The sequence below is a fragment of the Mycobacterium sp. SMC-4 genome, from assembly GCF_050205565.1.
Taxonomy (GTDB): domain Bacteria; phylum Actinomycetota; class Actinomycetes; order Mycobacteriales; family Mycobacteriaceae; genus Mycobacterium.
In genome coordinates this window covers 80,271-97,314 of the sequence record NZ_JBNMQU010000007.1, presented here as the reverse complement: position 1 = coordinate 97,314, position 17,044 = coordinate 80,271, and the positions used below count along the sequence as shown (strand labels likewise).

18 protein-coding genes are annotated in these 17,044 nt (G+C 70.3%); 12 read left to right on the top strand and 6 right to left on the bottom strand.

Annotated elements, in window-relative coordinates:
* Positions 1 to 6 precede the first annotated feature (6 nt).
* The 3 genes from ACQI46_RS13915 to ACQI46_RS13905 all read right to left on the bottom strand — a co-directional run bounded on the left by ACQI46_RS13915 (position 7) and on the right by ACQI46_RS13905 (position 3,148).
* Complete coding sequence (locus ACQI46_RS13915; protein ID WP_427094596.1) at positions 7 to 1,389, bottom strand: WS/DGAT/MGAT family O-acyltransferase; 1,383 nt, start codon at positions 1,387 to 1,389, stop codon at positions 7 to 9.
* Positions 1,390 to 1,454: 65 nt separating this feature from the next.
* Entirely contained in the window at positions 1,455 to 2,273 is an 819-nt protein-coding gene (locus tag ACQI46_RS13910; RefSeq protein WP_427094595.1) for an enoyl-CoA hydratase/isomerase family protein, read from the bottom strand.
* Positions 2,270 to 3,148 carry a ribokinase gene (locus tag ACQI46_RS13905; protein WP_427094594.1) on the bottom strand — a complete coding sequence of 293 codons (879 nt, stop codon included), beginning with the start codon at positions 3,146 to 3,148 and terminating at the stop codon, positions 2,270 to 2,272. The genes ACQI46_RS13910 and ACQI46_RS13905 overlap by 4 nt, the downstream gene beginning before the upstream one ends.
* 63 nt (positions 3,149 to 3,211) lie before the next feature.
* Between ACQI46_RS13905 and ACQI46_RS13900 the strand changes: the two genes are divergently transcribed.
* From ACQI46_RS13900 to ACQI46_RS13860, 9 genes are read left to right on the top strand one after another with little or no spacing between them, the layout of a single operon-like run.
* Positions 3,212 to 4,459 carry a glutamate-5-semialdehyde dehydrogenase gene (locus ACQI46_RS13900; protein ID WP_427094593.1) on the top strand — a complete coding sequence of 416 codons (1,248 nt, stop codon included), beginning with the start codon at positions 3,212 to 3,214 and terminating at the stop codon, positions 4,457 to 4,459.
* A 15-nt stretch (positions 4,460 to 4,474) separates the two neighbouring features.
* Complete coding sequence (locus ACQI46_RS13895) at positions 4,475 to 5,371, top strand: AAA family ATPase (RefSeq protein ID WP_427094592.1); 897 nt, start codon at positions 4,475 to 4,477, stop codon at positions 5,369 to 5,371.
* Positions 5,371 to 6,813: a vWA domain-containing protein gene (locus ACQI46_RS13890; RefSeq protein ID WP_427094591.1), complete on the top strand. Its 1,443-nt coding sequence runs from the start codon at positions 5,371 to 5,373 to the stop codon at positions 6,811 to 6,813. The genes ACQI46_RS13895 and ACQI46_RS13890 overlap by 1 nt, the downstream gene beginning before the upstream one ends.
* 7 nt (positions 6,814 to 6,820) lie before the next feature.
* Entirely contained in the window at positions 6,821 to 7,480 is a 660-nt protein-coding gene (nadD, locus tag ACQI46_RS13885) for a nicotinate-nucleotide adenylyltransferase (RefSeq protein WP_427094590.1), read from the top strand.
* Positions 7,477 to 7,866 carry a ribosome silencing factor gene (gene rsfS, locus ACQI46_RS13880; RefSeq protein ID WP_427094790.1) on the top strand — a complete coding sequence of 130 codons (390 nt, stop codon included), beginning with the start codon at positions 7,477 to 7,479 and terminating at the stop codon, positions 7,864 to 7,866. Before nadD ends, rsfS begins: the two co-directional genes overlap by 4 nt.
* On the top strand, positions 7,863 to 8,534 hold the full coding sequence (gene gpgP / locus ACQI46_RS13875; RefSeq protein WP_427094589.1) for a glucosyl-3-phosphoglycerate phosphatase: 672 nt from the start codon (positions 7,863 to 7,865) through the stop codon (positions 8,532 to 8,534). The genes rsfS and gpgP overlap by 4 nt, the downstream gene beginning before the upstream one ends.
* Positions 8,534 to 9,268, top strand: a complete 735-nt coding sequence (gene octT / locus ACQI46_RS13870; protein ID WP_427094588.1) for a diglucosylglycerate octanoyltransferase — start codon at positions 8,534 to 8,536, stop codon at positions 9,266 to 9,268. The genes gpgP and octT overlap by 1 nt, the downstream gene beginning before the upstream one ends.
* Before the next feature lie 6 nt (positions 9,269 to 9,274).
* Positions 9,275 to 10,126 carry a DegV family protein gene (locus tag ACQI46_RS13865; RefSeq protein ID WP_427094587.1) on the top strand — a complete coding sequence of 284 codons (852 nt, stop codon included), beginning with the start codon at positions 9,275 to 9,277 and terminating at the stop codon, positions 10,124 to 10,126.
* A complete protein-coding gene (locus ACQI46_RS13860) occupies positions 10,123 to 10,929 on the top strand; it encodes an SDR family NAD(P)-dependent oxidoreductase (RefSeq protein ID WP_427094586.1) in 807 nt (268 codons plus the stop codon). Before ACQI46_RS13865 ends, ACQI46_RS13860 begins: the two co-directional genes overlap by 4 nt.
* A 1-nt stretch (position 10,930) precedes the next feature.
* On the opposite strand, the gene ACQI46_RS13855 is transcribed toward ACQI46_RS13860, so the two are convergent.
* The 3 genes from ACQI46_RS13855 to ACQI46_RS13845 are packed head-to-tail and all read right to left on the bottom strand — an operon-like array spanning position 10,931 to position 13,680.
* Positions 10,931 to 11,929, bottom strand: coding sequence for an acyl-CoA dehydrogenase family protein (locus tag ACQI46_RS13855; protein WP_427094585.1), 999 nt, complete (start codon positions 11,927 to 11,929; stop codon positions 10,931 to 10,933).
* Entirely contained in the window at positions 11,926 to 13,047 is a 1,122-nt protein-coding gene (locus tag ACQI46_RS13850; protein WP_427094584.1) for an acyl-CoA dehydrogenase family protein, read from the bottom strand. Before ACQI46_RS13850 ends, ACQI46_RS13855 begins: the two co-directional genes overlap by 4 nt.
* Positions 13,048 to 13,680, bottom strand: coding sequence for a hypothetical protein (locus tag ACQI46_RS13845; RefSeq protein WP_427094583.1), 633 nt, complete (start codon positions 13,678 to 13,680; stop codon positions 13,048 to 13,050).
* A 131-nt stretch (positions 13,681 to 13,811) separates the two neighbouring features.
* Between ACQI46_RS13845 and ACQI46_RS13840 the strand changes: the two genes are divergently transcribed.
* The 3 genes from ACQI46_RS13840 to holA are packed head-to-tail and all read left to right on the top strand — an operon-like array spanning position 13,812 to position 17,042.
* A complete protein-coding gene (locus ACQI46_RS13840; protein ID WP_427094582.1) occupies positions 13,812 to 14,621 on the top strand; it encodes a helix-hairpin-helix domain-containing protein in 810 nt (269 codons plus the stop codon).
* 4 nt (positions 14,622 to 14,625) lie between these two features.
* The gene (locus tag ACQI46_RS13835; RefSeq protein ID WP_427094581.1) at positions 14,626 to 16,086 is read left to right on the top strand and encodes a ComEC/Rec2 family competence protein; all 1,461 of its coding nucleotides are present in this window, start codon (positions 14,626 to 14,628) and stop codon (positions 16,084 to 16,086) included.
* A 14-nt stretch (positions 16,087 to 16,100) separates the two neighbouring features.
* Positions 16,101 to 17,042, top strand: coding sequence for a DNA polymerase III subunit delta (holA, locus tag ACQI46_RS13830; RefSeq protein WP_427094789.1), 942 nt, complete (start codon positions 16,101 to 16,103; stop codon positions 17,040 to 17,042).
* The last annotated feature ends 2 nt before the right edge of the window (positions 17,043 to 17,044 follow it).

The window sequence follows — 17,044 nt, the reverse complement described above, 5'->3', positions numbered from 1 at the left end:
GCTCCCTCAGTGCAGCAGGGCCAGCGTGCCCAGCGCGGTGGTGCGGTGCGGCACCGTCGTCAGTTCGGCCAGCCGCGTCACCGCGTCCTCGATCCCGCAGGCCAGCACGTCGACGTCGGGTGCCGCGTCATAGTCGGCGAGCACCCCGAAGCTCAGGCGGTCGGCGTAGCTCAGGATGGCGATCCCGGTGCGTAACTGCAGCGCCAGCGGCGGAATCGGCAGAAGCCGGGTGACCTCGTGTCCCATCACCGTCAGCGGTGTCCGCGGACCCGGCACGTTGGTGGCCAGGGCCACCACTCCGCGCTGCGGAAAACGGGTCAGCGCCCGCACCGCCCACGCCGACACCGCGAACGGGATCAGGCCCGCGGCGGCGATCACTGCGCTGCCGGCCTGACGTTGCCCGCTGCTCTTGGCTTGCGTCAGCCGGGCGTGCACCGCCTGCAACTGCTTCACCAGGTCGTTTTCGTCGACCGGCAGGCAGGGCAGCAGCACGGAGACGCGGTTGTCGGGCACGCCGGCGGCGTCGGCGCTGCGCACCGAGACCGGCACCAGCGTCCGCAGGGAATCGCGGCGCGGCCGTTCGCCGCGGCTGAGCAGGAGTGCGCGGTAGCTGGCCGTGATGGCGGTCAGCGCCACGTCGTTGACCGTGACGTCGAAGTGCGAGCAGATGCGGTCGACCTCGTCGCGGGACACCTCGGCGGCGGTGTAGCGGCGCATCACTCCTACCGGCCCGTTCAGCGCCGACGGCGACGGGCTCAGCAAGCCACCGGCAAGGTCGAGTACTCCACGGACCGCCTTGGCGGCGACGCTGCTCAGGCCGACGACGCCGTTGACGGCGCCGGTCAGCCAGGCGACCGGGTCGAGGCGCGGCAGGGTGTGCGCAGGATCGGAGGTCGGGACGAGATCGCTTTTCGGACTCGGCACCTCGTCGCACAGGGCGGTCAGCAGGTAGGTGGCGGCGACGCCGTCGACCAGGCAGTGGTGGATCTTCATCAGCAGGGCCCAGCGCTGCGAGGTCAGACCTTCGATGACCCAGCACTCCCACAGCGGGCGCTCGCGGTCCAGGCGCCGCTCCATGATGTCGGCGATCAGTCGGTGCAGCGCCTCGTCGTCACCAGGCTTCGGCAGCGCCGCCCGCCGGATGTGGTGGGTGATGTCGAACGCCGGATCGGCCACCCACTGCGGCGCGGACAGATCCAGCGGGTGGGTCCGCAGCAGTTGCCTCAGTCGGGGCGTCTTCGACAGCCGTTGCTCCAGAACCGTTGTGAGCGTGCCGAAGTCAGGGAGCGGACCATTCATGACCGCCACTCCGCCGATGGCCAGGCTGACATGAGGATCGGAATCCTCGGCCTCCAGGAAACCCGCGTCCAGGGTGGTCAGGTGGTCCATCAGCTCACCGTGACACCGAGGGCCTGCCGCCGACAGAGCCTTTGGTCCTCAGCTGAGGATCGGGACTACAGGCGCCCGTCGGTGCGCAGGTCCGGATGCACCCAGTTCGGCGAGCGGCGCTCTTTGAACGCCATGAACCCCTCGATGGATTCCGGGGTGCCGAGACTGGCCTGCATTCCGATGCGGTCGTACAGGCCGAGATAGTTGTCCAGGCTGGACTTGATGACCGTGCGGGCATGCGGCGCGGTGCGGCAGCACTGCGCGAGGACCTCGCGGGCCGCGTCGTGCAGGTCCTCGTGTGGCACCACGCGGGCGACCAGACCCCAGTCCAGCGCCTCGTCCGCCGACAGCGTGCGACCGGTGAACATCAGGTCGCGGGTGCGGACCGGTCCGATCAGCCGCGCCAGCATGTGGCTGTAATAGGTGTCGGCGATGCCCCGGTAGAGCTCCGGCACCCGGAAGGTGGCCCGGTCGCTGACCACCGCCATGTCCGAGCACAGCGCGATCTGCAGCCCGCCGCCCTGACACAGCCCGTTGACGGCGGCGACCACCGGCTTGGCGGACTGGCGCAGCGTCTCGAACGGGGTGACGTCCATGCCCAGCGCCGAGCCGAACGTCAGCCAGTTGTCCGAGCCGTCGCCGCCGCCCATGTCGCCGCCGGGGGCGAAGACGTCGCCGGTGCCGGTGATCAGCAGACCGGCCAGGTCGGGATCGGCATCGACGTGACGAACCGCGTAGCGGATGCCGAAGTACATCGCCGGGGTCATCGCGTTGCGCGCCTCGGGCCGGTCCAGCGTGCACACCCCGAACCCCGCTTCCCGGGTGAACTTCAGAAACGGTGTGCCGAGCCAGTCGCCGTCGGGTGGGCGGGGCGGGTTGGTCATCGTGGCGATGCTCCTGTCATAGCGCTGTCGATCGCCTTACTGTAGGGCGCGCAGTTGCCGGCACCGGGCACCAGCGTCGCCAGCGCGCCGGCCGCACATGCGCGGCGCAGCGCGACGTCGGCCCCGTCGGACCACGACGCGGCCAGCACGCCGGCGAACACATCACCGGCCCCAGTGGTGTCGACCGGCTGCACATCGACCGCCGGCACGTCGTGTGTCTGCCCGCCGGCGATGTGGCGGGCGCCCCGTGCGCCGCGGGTGATGACCAGATGTCCGACCCGCAGGCGGGCGTCGTCGAGCCACACCGGCGCTTCGCTCTCGTTGACGATCACGACGTCGGTGACATCGGCCAACAGTTCCAGTTCGGCAGGGTCGTGCCCCGCCGGCGATGCGTTGACCAGGACGGTTGCGCCGCCGTCACGCGCGAGGCCGGCCGCGGCGACCGCGGTGGTGAGCGGGATCTCGAGCTGGATCAGGACCGCGTCGGCCGAGGTGACGGCCTGCCGCAGCCCGAGGGCGTCGGCGTCGAGGGCGGCGTTGGCGCCCGGAGCGACGACGATCATGTTCTCGGCGCCTGCGTCGACGACGATCACCGCGCTGCCGCTGGGTCCCGGCACCGCGTTCACCGCGGCGGTTTCGACGCCGTTGTCCTGCAGGTGGCGGCGAAGCTGGTCGGCGGCCGCGTCGGTGCCCACCGCCGCCACCAGTGCGACGTCGGCGCCGGCGCGGGCCGCGGCCACCGCCTGGTTGCCGCCTTTGCCGCCGGGCGCCGTGGTCAGCCCGGACGCGAGCACGGTCTCACCGGGGCGGGGCAGTTCGGTCACAGAAAACGTCAGGTCGGCGTTGACACTGCCGACCACGCACACCCGCGTCACCTTCGCAGACGTTACCGTCACCCTTGCCCGGGGCAACCGCGCGAGACCCGATACGCTGGCCTGATGAGTGTGCAAGCACCATCAGCACCTGATTTGCGCAAGCAGGTCCACGACGCCGCCCGACGCGCCCGCGTCGCGGCCCGCGTTCTGGCGACATTGAGCACCGAGGTCAAGAACCGTGCGCTGCGCACGGCCGCCGACCACGTCCTGATGAACACCCGCACGATCCTCGACGCGAACTCCGCCGACCTGGAAGCCGCGCGTGCCGCCGGCACACCCGAGGCGATGCTCGACCGGCTGGCGCTGAACCCGACCCGCATCGAGGGCATCGCCGACGGTCTGCGGCAGGTGGCCAGCCTGCCCGACCCGGTCGGGGAGGTGCTGCGGGGCAGCACCCTGGTCAACGGTTTGCAGCTGCGCCAACAGCGGGTGCCGCTCGGCGTCGTGGGCATCGTCTACGAGGGCCGCCCCAACGTCACCGTCGACGCGTTCGGGTTGACGCTGAAGTCGGGCAACGCGGTGCTGCTGCGGGGCAGTTCGTCGGCCGCGCGGTCCAACGAGGCGCTCGTCAACGCGCTGCGGGCGGCGCTGGCAACTGAACAGCTCGAGTGCGACACGGTGCAGCTGCTGCCCAGCGCGGACCGGGCCAGCGTCACTCACCTGATCCAGGCGCGCGGACTCGTCGACGTGGTCATCCCGCGTGGCGGCGCCGGCCTGATCGACGCGGTCGTCCGCGACGCTCAGGTGCCCACCATCGAGACCGGTGTCGGCAACTGCCACGTCTACGTGGACAAGGCCGCCGACCTCGACATGGCCGAGCGCCTGCTGCTCAACGCCAAGACGCGCCGGCCCAGTGTGTGCAACGCCGCGGAGACGGTGCTGATCGACGCCGCCATCGCCGACATCGCCGTGCCGCGGCTGACCGCGGCGCTGCAGGATGCCGGGGTGACCGTGCACGCCGACCCCTCCGAGGAGCAGTTGCGCGCCGAATTCCTCGCGATGGAGATCGCAATGGCCGTCGTCGACGGAGTCGACGGCGCCATCGCTCACATCAACAACTTCGGCACCGGCCACACCGAGGCCATCGTGACCGCTGATCTCGCTGCGGCACAACGCTTCTCCCAGCGTGTCGACGCCGCCGCGGTGATGGTGAACGCGTCGACCGCATTCACCGACGGAGAGCAGTTCGGTTTCGGCGCCGAGATCGGCATCTCCACCCAGAAGCTGCACGCCCGCGGCCCGATGGGGCTACCCGAGCTGACGTCGACCAAATGGATCGTGTGGGGCGACGGCCACACCCGTCCGGCCTGAGCCTAGGAGTAAAACTTGAGCCTTCCCGCACACACCGTGCCGTTGTTCGCCGACATCGACGATGTCGCCAACCGGCTGGCCGAAACCGGCTATCTGCCCGACACCGCGACCGCGACCGCGGTGTTCCTTGCCGACCGGCTGGGCAAGCCACTGCTGGTGGAAGGTCCGGCCGGTGTCGGCAAGACCGAGTTGGCCCGCGCGATCGCGCAGTCCACCGGCTCCGGTCTGGTCCGGCTGCAGTGTTACGAGGGTGTCGACGAGTCCCGCGCACTGTACGAGTGGAACCACGCCAAGCAGATTCTGCGCATCCAGGCCGGCAACGCCGCTGCCGGTGGCGACGCCCAAGCCTGGGATCAAACCAAAGACGACGTCTTCTCCGAAGAGTTCCTGCTCAGTCGTCCGCTGCTGACGGCGATCCGCCGCACCGAGCCGACCGTGCTGCTGATCGACGAGACCGACAAGGCCGACATCGAGATCGAAGGCCTGCTGCTGGAGGTGCTCAGCGACTTCGCGGTGACGGTGCCCGAACTCGGCACCATCACCGCCGAGCGGCGCCCGCTGGTCGTGCTGACCTCCAACGCCACCCGGGAACTGTCCGAGGCGCTCAAGCGCCGTTGCCTGTTCCTGCACATCGATTTCCCCGACGCCGATCTGGAACGACGAATTTTGCTGTCGCGCGTGCCGGAACTGCCCGCGCACCTGGCCGACGAACTCGTGCGGATCATCGGTGTCCTGCGCGGGATGGCGCTCAAGAAGCTGCCGTCGGTGGCCGAGACCATCGACTGGGGCCGCACGCTGCTGGCGCTCGGCCTGGACACCATCGACGACGAGGTCATCGCGGCCACCCTAGGCGTGGTGCTCAAGCACCAGTCCGACCAGATCAAGGCCGCGGGGGAGCTGAGGCTGAACTGATGGCCGTCCGCCGCACCCGCCCCTCGCAGCCGTTGGCTCCGCACGGCATCCCCGGCCATCTCGTCGAGTTCGTCGAAGCGCTCCGGGCGCAAGGTATTTCGGTGGGACCGTCGGAGACCGTGGACGCCGGGCGGGTGATGGCCACCCTGGGGTTGGGGGACCGGCGGGTGCTGCGTGAAGGCATCGCGTGCGCGGTGCTGCGGCGCCCGGACCATCGCGAGACCTACGACGTCCTGTTCGACCTGTACTTCCCGGCCGCACTCGGCGCCAAGACGGTGCTCGACGACGAAGCCGACCCCGACTCCGACGACGGGTTGCCGCCCGAGGACATCGAGGCGCTGCGCAGCGCGCTGGTCGACATGCTCAGCGACAACGAAGAACTGGCCAATCTCGACGAACGGCTCGCGGCGATGATCGCCCAGATCGTGGAAGCCTACGGCCGCTACAACTCCAGTCGCGGGCCCTCGTATTCGTCCTACCAGGCGCTCAAGGCGATGAGCCTCGACGACCTCGAAGGCCGGTTGCTGGCGGGCCTCCTCGCCCCTTACGGCGACGAGCCCACGCCGACCCAGGAGCAGATCGCCAAAGCCCTTGCCGCGCAGCGCATCACCCAGCTGCGCCGGATGGTGGAGGCCGAGACGAAGCGGCGCACCGCCGAACAACTCGGCCGCAACCACGTGCAGACCTACGGTGTTCCGCAACTGTCCGAGAACGTCGAGTTCCTGCGCGCGTCCGGGGAGCAGCTGCTGCAGATGCGCCGGGTGGTCGCCCCGCTGGCCCGCACCCTGGCCACCCGCCTGGCGGCACGCCGTCGCCGGTCCCGGGCCGGGGAGATCGACCTACGCAAAACGCTGCGCAAGTCGATGTCCACCGGCGGGGTCCCGATCGACGTGGTGCTGAAGAAGCCCCACCCCGCCCGCCCCGAGCTGGTCGTACTGTGCGACGTGTCCGGTTCGGTGGCCGGCTTCAGCCACTTCACGCTGATGCTGGTGCACGCGCTGCGCCAACAATTCAGCCGGGTGCGCGTCTTCGCGTTCATCGACACCACCGACGAGGTCACCGAGCTGTTCGGGCCTGACGCCGACCTCGCCGTGGCCGTGCAGCGCATCACCCGCGAAGCCGGCGTCTACACCCGCGACGGACACTCCGACTACGGCCACGCGTTCGTGTCGTTCCTCGACAAGTTTCCGAACGTGCTCTCGCCGCGCAGCTCCCTGCTGATCCTCGGCGACGGCCGCAACAACTACCGCAACCCCGAAACCGAGTTGCTGGCGCACATGGTCAACGCCAGCCGGCATGCCCACTGGCTCAACCCCGAACCGCGGCACCTGTGGGGCAGCGGTGACTCGGCGGTGCCGCGCTACGAGGACCTGATCACCATGCACGAGTGCCGATCGGCCAAGCAGCTGGCGTCGGTGATCGACGCTCTGCTCCCGGTCTGAGCCCGCGATGTCCGAGCAGACAGGCGGCCGACGACGCCGACGGCTGGGTGTGATGGGCGGCACCTTCGATCCCATCCACAACGGGCATCTGGTGGCGGCCAGCGAGGTTGCCGACCAGTTCGACCTCGACGAAGTGGTGTTCGTTCCGACCGGCCAACCGTGGCAGAAACGCAGCGGAGGAGTCAGCGCCGCCGAGGACCGCTACCTCATGACGGTGATCGCCACCGCATCCAACCCGCGCTTCTCGGTCAGCCGGGTCGACATCGACCGCGGCGGGCCGACGTACACCCGGGACACCCTGCGCGACCTGCACCTACAGAATCCTGACGCTGATCTGTTCTTCATCACCGGCGCCGATGCGCTGGCGTCGATCCTGTCCTGGCAGAACTGGGAAGAGATGTTCTCGATCGCCAGCTTCATCGGCGTCAGCAGGCCCGGCTACGAACTCGACGGCAGCCACATCACCGGGGCGCTCGACGAGTTGCCGTCCGACGCGCTGCACCTGGTCGAGGTGCCGGCCCTCGCCATCTCGTCGACCGAGTGCCGCGAGCGCGCCGAGCAGTCGCGGCCCATCTGGTACCTGGTGCCGGACGGAGTGGTGCAGTATGTCGCCAAGCGCAATCTGTACCGCAGCCCCAGCCCCGCATGTGAAGGAGAGCATTTCTGACCGCCACACAGGAAGCCATCGACATGGCGAGCGTCGCCGCACGGGCGGCGGCGGCCAAACTCGCCGAGGACATCGTCGTCATCGACGTGTCCAACCAACTTGTCATCACCGACTGCTTCGTCATCGCATCGGGATCCAACGACCGTCAGGTCAACGCGATCGTCGACGAGGTCGAAGAGAAGATGCGGCTGGCCGGGTACAAACCGGCGCGACGGGAAGGCACCCGCGAGGGCCGCTGGACGCTGCTGGACTACGTCGACATCGTCGTGCACATTCAGCATCAGGACGAGCGCAACTTCTACGCGCTGGACCGGCTCTGGCGCGACTGCCCCACGGTGGAGGTGGATCTCGGTGAGGCGGGCGATACCGCCGGGGACGCCGAATGACGATCCGCCGGTTGGTCATGCTGCGGCACGGCCAGACCGAGTACAACGCCGGCAGTCGGATGCAGGGGCAGCTGGACACCGACCTCAGCGACCTCGGTCGCGACCAGGCCGTGGCCGCGGCCGAGTCCCTGGCCAAGCGACAGCCCCTGCTGATCGTGTCCTCGGATCTGCGGCGCGCGCTGGACACCGCCGTCACGCTCGGTGACCGCGCCGGCCTGCCGGTAAGCATCGACTCCCGGCTGCGGGAGACCCATCTCGGGGACTGGCAGGGAATGACCCATCTCGAGGTCGACGCCATCGCGCCGGGAGCCCGGCTGGCGTGGCGCGACGATGCCCGCTGGGCGCCGCACGGCGGCGAAAGCCGCGTGGACGTCGCCGAGCGGAGTATGCCGCTGGTCCGGGAACTGGTGGCCCAGCATGGTGAGTGGGGACAGACCGACCGGCCGGTGGTGCTGGTGGCCCACGGCGGGCTCATCGCGGCGCTGACGGCCGCACTGCTGGGGCTGCCGGTCGACAACTGGCCGGTTCTGGGCGGCATGGGCAACGCCAGCTGGGTACAGCTGGCCGGGCATACGCGCGCCGACGGTTCGCCGGAGTCCTTCGACGACATCCGGTGGCGCTTGGACGTGTGGAACGCCTCGGCGCAGGTCGCAGGGGACGTTCTCTGATGACCAGCCCGCGTCGCACGCTGTTGATCTTCTGCGATTCGTTGTCCTACTACGGACCGACCGGGGGGCTGCCGTCCGATGATCCCCGGATCTGGCCGAACATCGTTGCCCGCCAACTGGACTGGGATGTGGAGCTGATCGGCCGCATCGGCTGGACAAGCCGTGACGTGTGGTGGGCGGCCACTCAGGATCCGCGCTCGTGGGCTGCGTTGCCGCGTGCCGGTGCGGTGATCTTCGCGACCTCGGGAATGGATTCGCTGCCCTCGCCGCTGCCCACCGCGTTGCGCGAACTCATCCGCTATGTGCGACCGGCCACGCTGCGGCGCTGGGTCCGGGACGGATACGGCTGGGTGCAGCCGCGCCTCTCACCGGTCGCGCGGGCGGCGCTGCCGCCGCACCTGACTGTCGAGTACCTCGAGATGACAAGGGCTGCAATCGACTTCAACCGACCCGGTATTCCCGTGGTGGCGTCGCTGCCGTCCGTGCACATCGCGCCGACCTACGGCATGGCCCATCACGGTCGGCCCGGCACCGTCGCTGCGATCACCCGGTGGGCCGCCGAACACGACGTGCCGCTGGTCGACCTCAAGGCCGCGGTCGAGCACGAGGTGCTCAGCGGACGCGGCAACCCCGACGGCATCCACTGGAATTTCGAGGCCCATCAGGCGGTCGCGGAGTTGATGGTCAAGGGGCTGGCCGAAGCTGGTGTGCATGTTGCCGATTCGCATGGGTAGCGGTCCATGCCGGTCGTAGTGGTCACCGATTCGTCGGCACGTCTGCAACCTGACGAACGTTCGCGCTGGAACATCCGTGAGGTGCCGTTGCACGTGCTGATCGACGGCGAGGACCTGCGCGACGGATGCGACGAGATCCCGTTCGATGTGCACGACCGGCCCAAGGTCACCACGGCCGGTGCCACCCCGGCCGACCTCTCCGACGCCTACCGTCAGGCGCTGGCCGACAGCGACGGCGACGGTGTCGTCGCCGTGCACCTGTCAGCTGCGCTGTCGGGTACCTACAGCGCAGCCGTCGTCGCCGCCCGCGAGTTCGGTCCGTCGGTGCGAGTGGTCAACTCACGTTCGGCGGCGATGGGCGTGGGTCTGACCGCGGTGGCGGCGGCCCGCAGCGCCCGGGCCGGAAATGACCTCGACTCCGTCGAGGCCGCCGCTCGGGCGGCCATCAACCACACCCACGTTTTCCTGGTGGTGCACCGGCTGGACAACCTGCGCCGCAGCGGACGCATCCGCACGACCGCATCGTGGCTGGGCACCGCGCTGGCGCTCAAACCGTTGTTGCGGCTGGACGTCGACGGCCGGCTGGTGCTCGACCAGCGGATCCGTACGGTCACCAGGGCGCACGCCGCGATGATCGACCGCGTCGCGGAGGCGGTCGGGGAGCGCACCGCCGAAGCGGTGGTGCACCACGTCGACAACCATGACGCCGCCGACGCGCTCGGGGCCGCGCTGACAGAACGGCTTCCGCAGCTGTCCTCGCTGACGGTCGCCGACATGGGGCCGCTGCTGGCGGTCCATGTCGGTGCCGGCGCGGTCGGCGTCGCCGTCCGCGTGGACGCGCCTACGGTGACCTCATGAACGACACCGCACCCGTGGCCGTGGTGACCGGCGCCAGCCGGGGCGCCGGTCAGGGGATCGCCACCGCATTGGCCGCGCACGGCTGGCGGGTGTACGGCACCGGCCGTACCATCGCCGAGAACCCGTCGTGGGGAATCGGTGTCGCGGTCGACCACCGCGACGACGCCGCCGTGGGCCGGGTCTTCGAGCGCGTCGAGACCGAGTGCGGCCGCCTCGACCTGTTGGTCAACAACGCCGCCGCGATCTCCGACCAGCTGGTCGACCAGAAACCGTTCTGGCAGAAGCCACTCGACCTGGCCGACGTGCTCGACGTCGGGCTGCGGTCATCCTACGTTGCGGCATGGCACGCCGCGCCGCTGCTGGCGGCCCGAGATCATGCGCTGATGGTGTTCACGTCATCGCCTGGGTCGGTGTGCTACATGCACGGACCCGCCTACGGAGCGCAGAAGGCCGGCGTCGACAAGATGGTCGCCGACATGGCCGTCGACTTCGCCGACACCGCCGTCACCGTGGTGTCGCTGTGGCTGGGCATCCTGCTCACCGAGCGGCTACGGTCGGCATTCGGCGGAAATTCCCAGGCGCTCAACGACTTCAGCGCACACGCCGAAACCCCGGAGTTCGCCGGGCACGTCATCGACGCGCTCTATCGCGATGCCGGCGCGAGCGAGTTCAGCGGTCACGCGCTGATCGCCGCCGAGGTCGCCGAACGCTACGGCATCAGCGACGAAGGCGGCCGCCGGCCGCCCTCGCACCGCGACATGCTCGGCGCCCCACGCGAACCCAGTTCCGTCGTCGTGCGCTGAGTCACGGACAGATCGTCGGCCACAGACCGCCTGGCCCGGCGGCGGCCGCCGCGCGGGTGAGCTGTTCGTCGAACTCGCTCACGGTGCCGAACTCCGAGCGCCACGCCAGTGCCGCGCGGGTGAACTCGTGCAGTCGGTGTTCCTTGGTGGTCCCGATGGCGCCGTGCACCTGATGCGCGTTGCGTACCACCACCGACGCCGCATGTCCGGCGCACGAGCGGGCCACGGCGACAAGGAAACTCAACTGTGGTGTGGACCAATCGTCGTCGACTGCAGCCAGCAGCGCGGCCTCGGTGGCCGACCGCGCCAGCGCCGCCTCGGCGGCCATGTCGGCGATCAGGTGCTGCACCGCCTGGAACTTGGCCAGCGGTCGACCGAACTGCTCCCTCGACGTGGCGTGCTCGACCGCGGACTCCAGTGCGCAGTCCAAGGCTGCGCACACCTGGATGCCGCGCACCAACGCCGACCGCAACCGCAGCTGCTCCACCAATCCGGCGGGCAGCGGTGTGGCGCCCTCGGTGCGGTGGACGGCGACCGTGTCGCGCGGTTCGCCGATCATGTTCGCGCCCGGGGTGATCGAGACCTCGTCCACGTCACGGTCGGCCACCACGTACCCGGCACCGTCCGACGCCACGATGACGATGCGTTGGGCGGCCGAAGCCCACGGCACGGCGGGGGCCACCCCGTCCGCGTCGACGACGCAGACCGTGCGCCGCGCGTCGTCACCGGAGACACCCGCCGCATCCAGTAACCAGCAGGCCAGTAAGTCGTGCTCGGCCAACGGGACGCGCGCGCCGTGGCGCACCGCGGCCGTCAGCAGCGCCGCCGCTTCGGCCCAGCCGGCGCCGCTGCCGCCGGATGATTCCGGACCGGTCAGACGGACCAGGCCGAGCTCGCCGAGCCGGTCCCACAGCTGTTGCAGATCGGTGTTGCGGCCATGTTGGGCGAACACCGCTTCCATCATGTCGACCAGTGCCGGGTCGACTCCGGCGGCGTTCATCGGATCCCCAGACCGCGCGCGATCACGCCGCGCAGCACCTCGTTGGTACCGCCCCGCAAGGTGAACCCCGGACGCTGATCCACTGCGGCGCAGGCCATCTCCAGAAGTTCCGGGTCGGCCGTCAGATGGGCATACTCGGCGATGTCACCTTCGGTCGAGGTGCCGAGCACCTTGACCACGGCGGCCGGGATGTCGGCGGGCTCGTCGCGTTGCAGCGCACCGGCCACCGCCGCCGACATCTGGCGCAGTCCGGCGATCCGAGCGACCAATCGCCCCAGCGCGGGGTCGGTCGGCTGGTGCCGCGTAGCGCAGGCGTCGAGCAGCACGAACGTCGACAGCAGCCGCTCGGGTCCGCTGCGCTCGAAGGCCAGCTCCGAGGTGACCTGGTGCCAACCGTTGCCGATCTCACCGAACACCATGTCGTCGGGAACGAAGACGCCGTCGAGGATCACCTCGTTGAAATGGTGGGCGCCGTTCATCGATTCGATCGGGCGGATGTCGACGTTCGGTCCGCGCAGATCGACGATGAACTGGCTCAGCCCGGCGTGCCGGTTGGCGGAATCCACCGATGCGGTGCGAGCCAGCGCGATGAACGCATGGGCCCGGTGTGCGCCCGAGGTCCACACCTTGGTGCCGGTGAGGGTCCATCCGCCGTCGACGCGTTCGGCCCGGGTCCGCACACTGGCCAGGTCGGATCCGGAGTCCGGTTCGCTCATGCCGATACCGAAGAAGCACTCGCCGCGCACGATCGCCGGCAGGAAGCGCGTCTTCTGCACATCGGTTCCGTACTTGAGCAGCGACGGCACGATCTGGCGGTCGGCGATCCAGTGCGCGGCGACCGGCGCCCCCGCGGCCAGGAGTTCCTCGGTGACGACGAACCGTTCCAGGAACGTGCGGCCGTGGCCGCCGTACTCGGTGGGCACCGTCATGCCGAGCCAGCCGCGTGCCGCCAACGCGGCGGTGAAGTCCTCGTCCCATGCGGTCAGCCACGCGTCGACGGCCGGGGTGAACGCACCTACGGCACGTTGTTCGGCCAAGAAGGCCCGGACCTCAGCGCGCAGCGCACGGGCAGAGACCGGCTCGATGGTCGAGCGCGGGACCAAAGGGGACAGGGCCATTCAGTCTCCTACCGGTTCCTCGTCCTGCGGTGCGGACGGTTCGGTCTCCGGGTCCGGCTGCTCAGGATCCTCGGGCAGTGATACCGCCACGCCCACGGCCAGGACGAACGCAGCCGTCAGCGTCCCGCCCAGGTAGAGGTTCATCGGCCCGCCGGGGGAGATGAAGCTGCCGGGTGGGCCGATGATCGTGATGGTCTCGATGAGCTGTTCGACGATGAAGATCGCCGCACCCACCCCGAGCCAGCGGGGCAGCCGATCCTCGTTGGCGGCGAGCAGGATCGGTGTCGCCACCATGATGTTGGCGATCGTCGCCGTGGGCAGCCACAACGAGCCGATGTCGTCCAGGGTGGCCGCGGTGGCGCCGTTGACCTGACCGGGGCGGATCGCCGGGCCTGCGGTCAGCCAGATCGCGACGCACAGTTGCGCCAGCAGTAACGTCGAACCGATCGTGAACAGGTGCGCCGGCGGTCCGGTCAGCCGTTCCCGCACCGCTGCGGCCAGGAATCCCAGTGCCAATGCCGCGAACGCCAGCATCAGCGCCTGCGCGCGCAGCGCCGAGGGATCGTCGCTCATCGCCGGCAGGATCAGCACGGCCGTGGCGTAGAGCACCGCGAACGCGACACCAGCGATCATCGGGGCTCGTCGGTTCATCTCGGAGAGTCATCGTAGCCATGGCCGTCCCCAAAGCAGAGTTCCTCCACAGACCCGCTGTTCCCGCCGCGACGCCGGCCCGATACGTCCGGGTCCGGGCATACCGTCGGCCCATGTCCACCGAACTGCCCACTGAACGGTTGCGCCGGCGCCTGGGCCCCGAGGGCGAGCAGGGCGACGGCGACGCCGACGAGCAGGCGGATCAGTCGCTGTCGCGCTGGTTGCCCGACCAGACGCCGTCTGCGCCGGCGGCGTGGCTGGCACGCATCCGGGCCGACCCGGGTCGAGCCGGAATGCTCGCGCTCGGTGCCGTCGGGGTGGTCGCTGTTCTGGTCACCGTGGTGACACTGATCGGCGACCAGCCGGCAGCGGTCGTCTCGGCCAAGCTGCCGCCGGTCGAGGCGGTGCCGACGTCGACCGGCGCCACCCCGGCCGCCCCGGGGCCGGCGGAGCCCGTGGTGGTCAGTGTCGTCGGGCTGGTTCACACCCCGGGCCTGGTGACGCTGCCACCCGGCGCCCGGATCGCCGATGCGCTCGAGGCTGCCGGCGGTGCGGTCGACGGGGCCGACGTTCTCGGACTGAACATGGCCCGCCGGGTCGCCGACGGCGAACAGATCGTGGTCGGCCTGGAAGCGCCACCCGGGCAACCCGGGCAGATGGGCAGCTCGGTGGTGGCGGAATCCTCGGCCACTCCGTCCGGCCTGCCCGCTGAGAAGCCCGGTGCTGCAACGGCATTGGTGGACCTCAACACGGCGACCGTCGAACAGCTCGACACGCTGCCCGGCATCGGACCGGTGACCGCGGCCGCGATCGTGGCCTGGCGCGACGCGAACGGGCGGTTCCAGAGTGTCGATCAGCTCGGTGACGTCGACGGCATCGGACCGGCCCGGTTGGACAAGTTGCGAGACCTCGTGCGGGTGTGACGCGGTGGATCTACGGCTGGTCCCGGCCGCGCTGACCAGTTGGGCGGTCACCGCCGCGGGCATCACGTGGGCCGGCGCCGGTGCTGCGGCCACCGCACTCGGTGCGGTCGCCGCGACCGCGGCCACCGGGTGGTGGGCAGCGGGGCGCGCGGGCGCCGAGGAGCGGCCCCGCTGGGTCGCGGCGGTGGTCGCGGTGGCGCTCGTGGGCGGGGGATTCGCGGTCGCGGTGACCATGCGCGAAGCTGCGGCGCGCCACCACCCGATCACCGCCGCGATCGGGTTCTCGGTCCAGGTCGTGGTCGCACCCTCCGAGACACCGCGGGTGCTCGCCGGGGGACGCACGATGTTCCGTGGCGCACTGCACCGCCTCGACGGCGCGCCGTCGGACGGTCGCGTGCTGGTCTTCGCCTCGGGTGCGGACTACGCGCGCCTGCAAGCGGGTCAGCCGGCGGCGTTCCGGGCCGTGGTGAGCGCTCCGAAGCGGCGTGACCTCTCCGTCGCCGTGCTGTCCGCCAGAGGCCGGCCCGTGCACGGGGCCGCCGCGCCGGTACAGCAGGTGGCGCACGCGGTGCGCAGCGACTTCGCCGCAGCCGCGCGGTCCGCGCTGCCCGCCGACCAGGCCGCGATGCTGCCGGCGCTCGTCCTCGGCGACACCTCGACGGTGCCGCAACAGACCACCGCGCAGTTCCGGGTGGCCGGACTGACGCACCTCACGGCGGTCTCCGGCGCCAACGTGACCATCGTGTGCGGAGCGGTGCTGTTGTCCGCGGCCGTGGTGGGACCGCGGGCGGCGGTCGCCCTGGCCGCGGTCACGCTTCTTGGTTTCGTGATCGTCGTCCAGCCGTCGGCGAGCGTGCTGCGGGCGGCGGTGATGGGTGCGATCACCCTGCTGGCGGTGTTGTCGCACCGCCGACGCCAGGCCCTTCCCGCGCTGGCGGGCACCGTGGTGGCGCTGATGGTCGGCACACCCGAGCTGGCCGTCGACGCCGGTTTCGCACTGTCGGTGTCGGCGACCGCTGCGCTGGTACTGATCGCTCCGGTATGGACGCGGCGCCTCACCGACCGCGGATGGCCCCGGCCGCTGGCGGCGGCGGTCAGTGTCGCGTTCGCCGCGCAGGTCGTCACCGCGCCGCTCGTCGCCGGCATCTCGGGATCGGTGAGCCTGGTCGCGGTGCTCGCCAATCTCGCTGCGGCACCGGTCATCCCGCCGATCACGGTGCTGGGCACGGCGGCCGCCGCATTGTGCCCGTTGTGGCCCGCGGGGGCCGAGCTGCTGATCCGGTTCACGGGGCCCGAAGTGTGGTGGCTGCTCGGCGTCGCACGCTGGTCGTCGGCCCTGCCCGCGGCCTCGGTGCCCGTCCCTTCGGGCCTGGCCGGGGTCGCGATGATCACGCTTGCGGCGGTCGGGGTCGCGGCGGGTTGGCATTGGGTCGTGTCGGCCCGGCGTGACACCATCGTGCGGTGACTGCACTGACGGGACTGCACCTGGTTCTGGGAGACGAGGAGTTGTTGGTCGAGCGGGCCGTGTCGGCGGTGCTACGGCAGGCACGCGAGGCCGCCGGCACGGCTGACGTGCCGGTCAACCGGTTGCGTGCAGGCGAAGTCAACGTCAGCGAGCTCGCCGAACTGCTCAGTCCGTCTCTGTTCGCCGATGAACGAGTCGTGGTGCTGGAAGCGGCCGCAGAGGCCGGCAAGGACGCCGTCGTGCTCATCCAGAACGCGGCGGCCGACCTGCCCGAGGGCACCCTGCTGGTCGTCGTGCACTCCGGCGGTGGGCGCGCCAAGGCGATGGCCGAGCATCTGAAGAAGCTCGGTGCGCAGGTGCATCCGTGCGCGCGGATCACCAAAGCGTCCGAGCGTGCCGATTTCGTCCGGCGGGAATTCAAGGCGTTGCGCGTCAAGGTCGGCGACGATGCCATCTCCGCGGTACTCGACGCGATCGGTTCGGACATCCGTGAGCTGGCCGCGGCGTGCTCGCAGCTCGTCGCCGACACCGGTGGAAACGTCGACGCGGCCGCGGTGCGCCGCTACCACTCGGGTAAGGCCGAGGTGAAGGGATTCGACATCGCCGACAAGGCGGTGGCCGGGGACGTCGCCGGTGCCGCCGAAGCGCTGCGCTGGGCCATGATGGCCGGCGAGCCGCATGTGGTGCTGGCCGACGCCCTGGCCGAGGCGGTGCACACCATTGCGCGGGTGGCCCCGTTGTCGGGGAGCCACTTCCAGCTGGCCGGAGAGCTGGGCATGCCGCCGTGGCGGGTGCAGAAGGCGCAGAAGCAGGCGCGTCGCTGGTCGCGGGATTCGGTGGCCGAGGCGATGCGCCTGGTGGCCGCGCTGAACGCCGATGTCAAAGGCGCGGCCGCGGACGCCGATTACGCGCTGGAGAACGCGGTGCGCAAGGTCGCGTCGCTGGTCAGCGACTGACG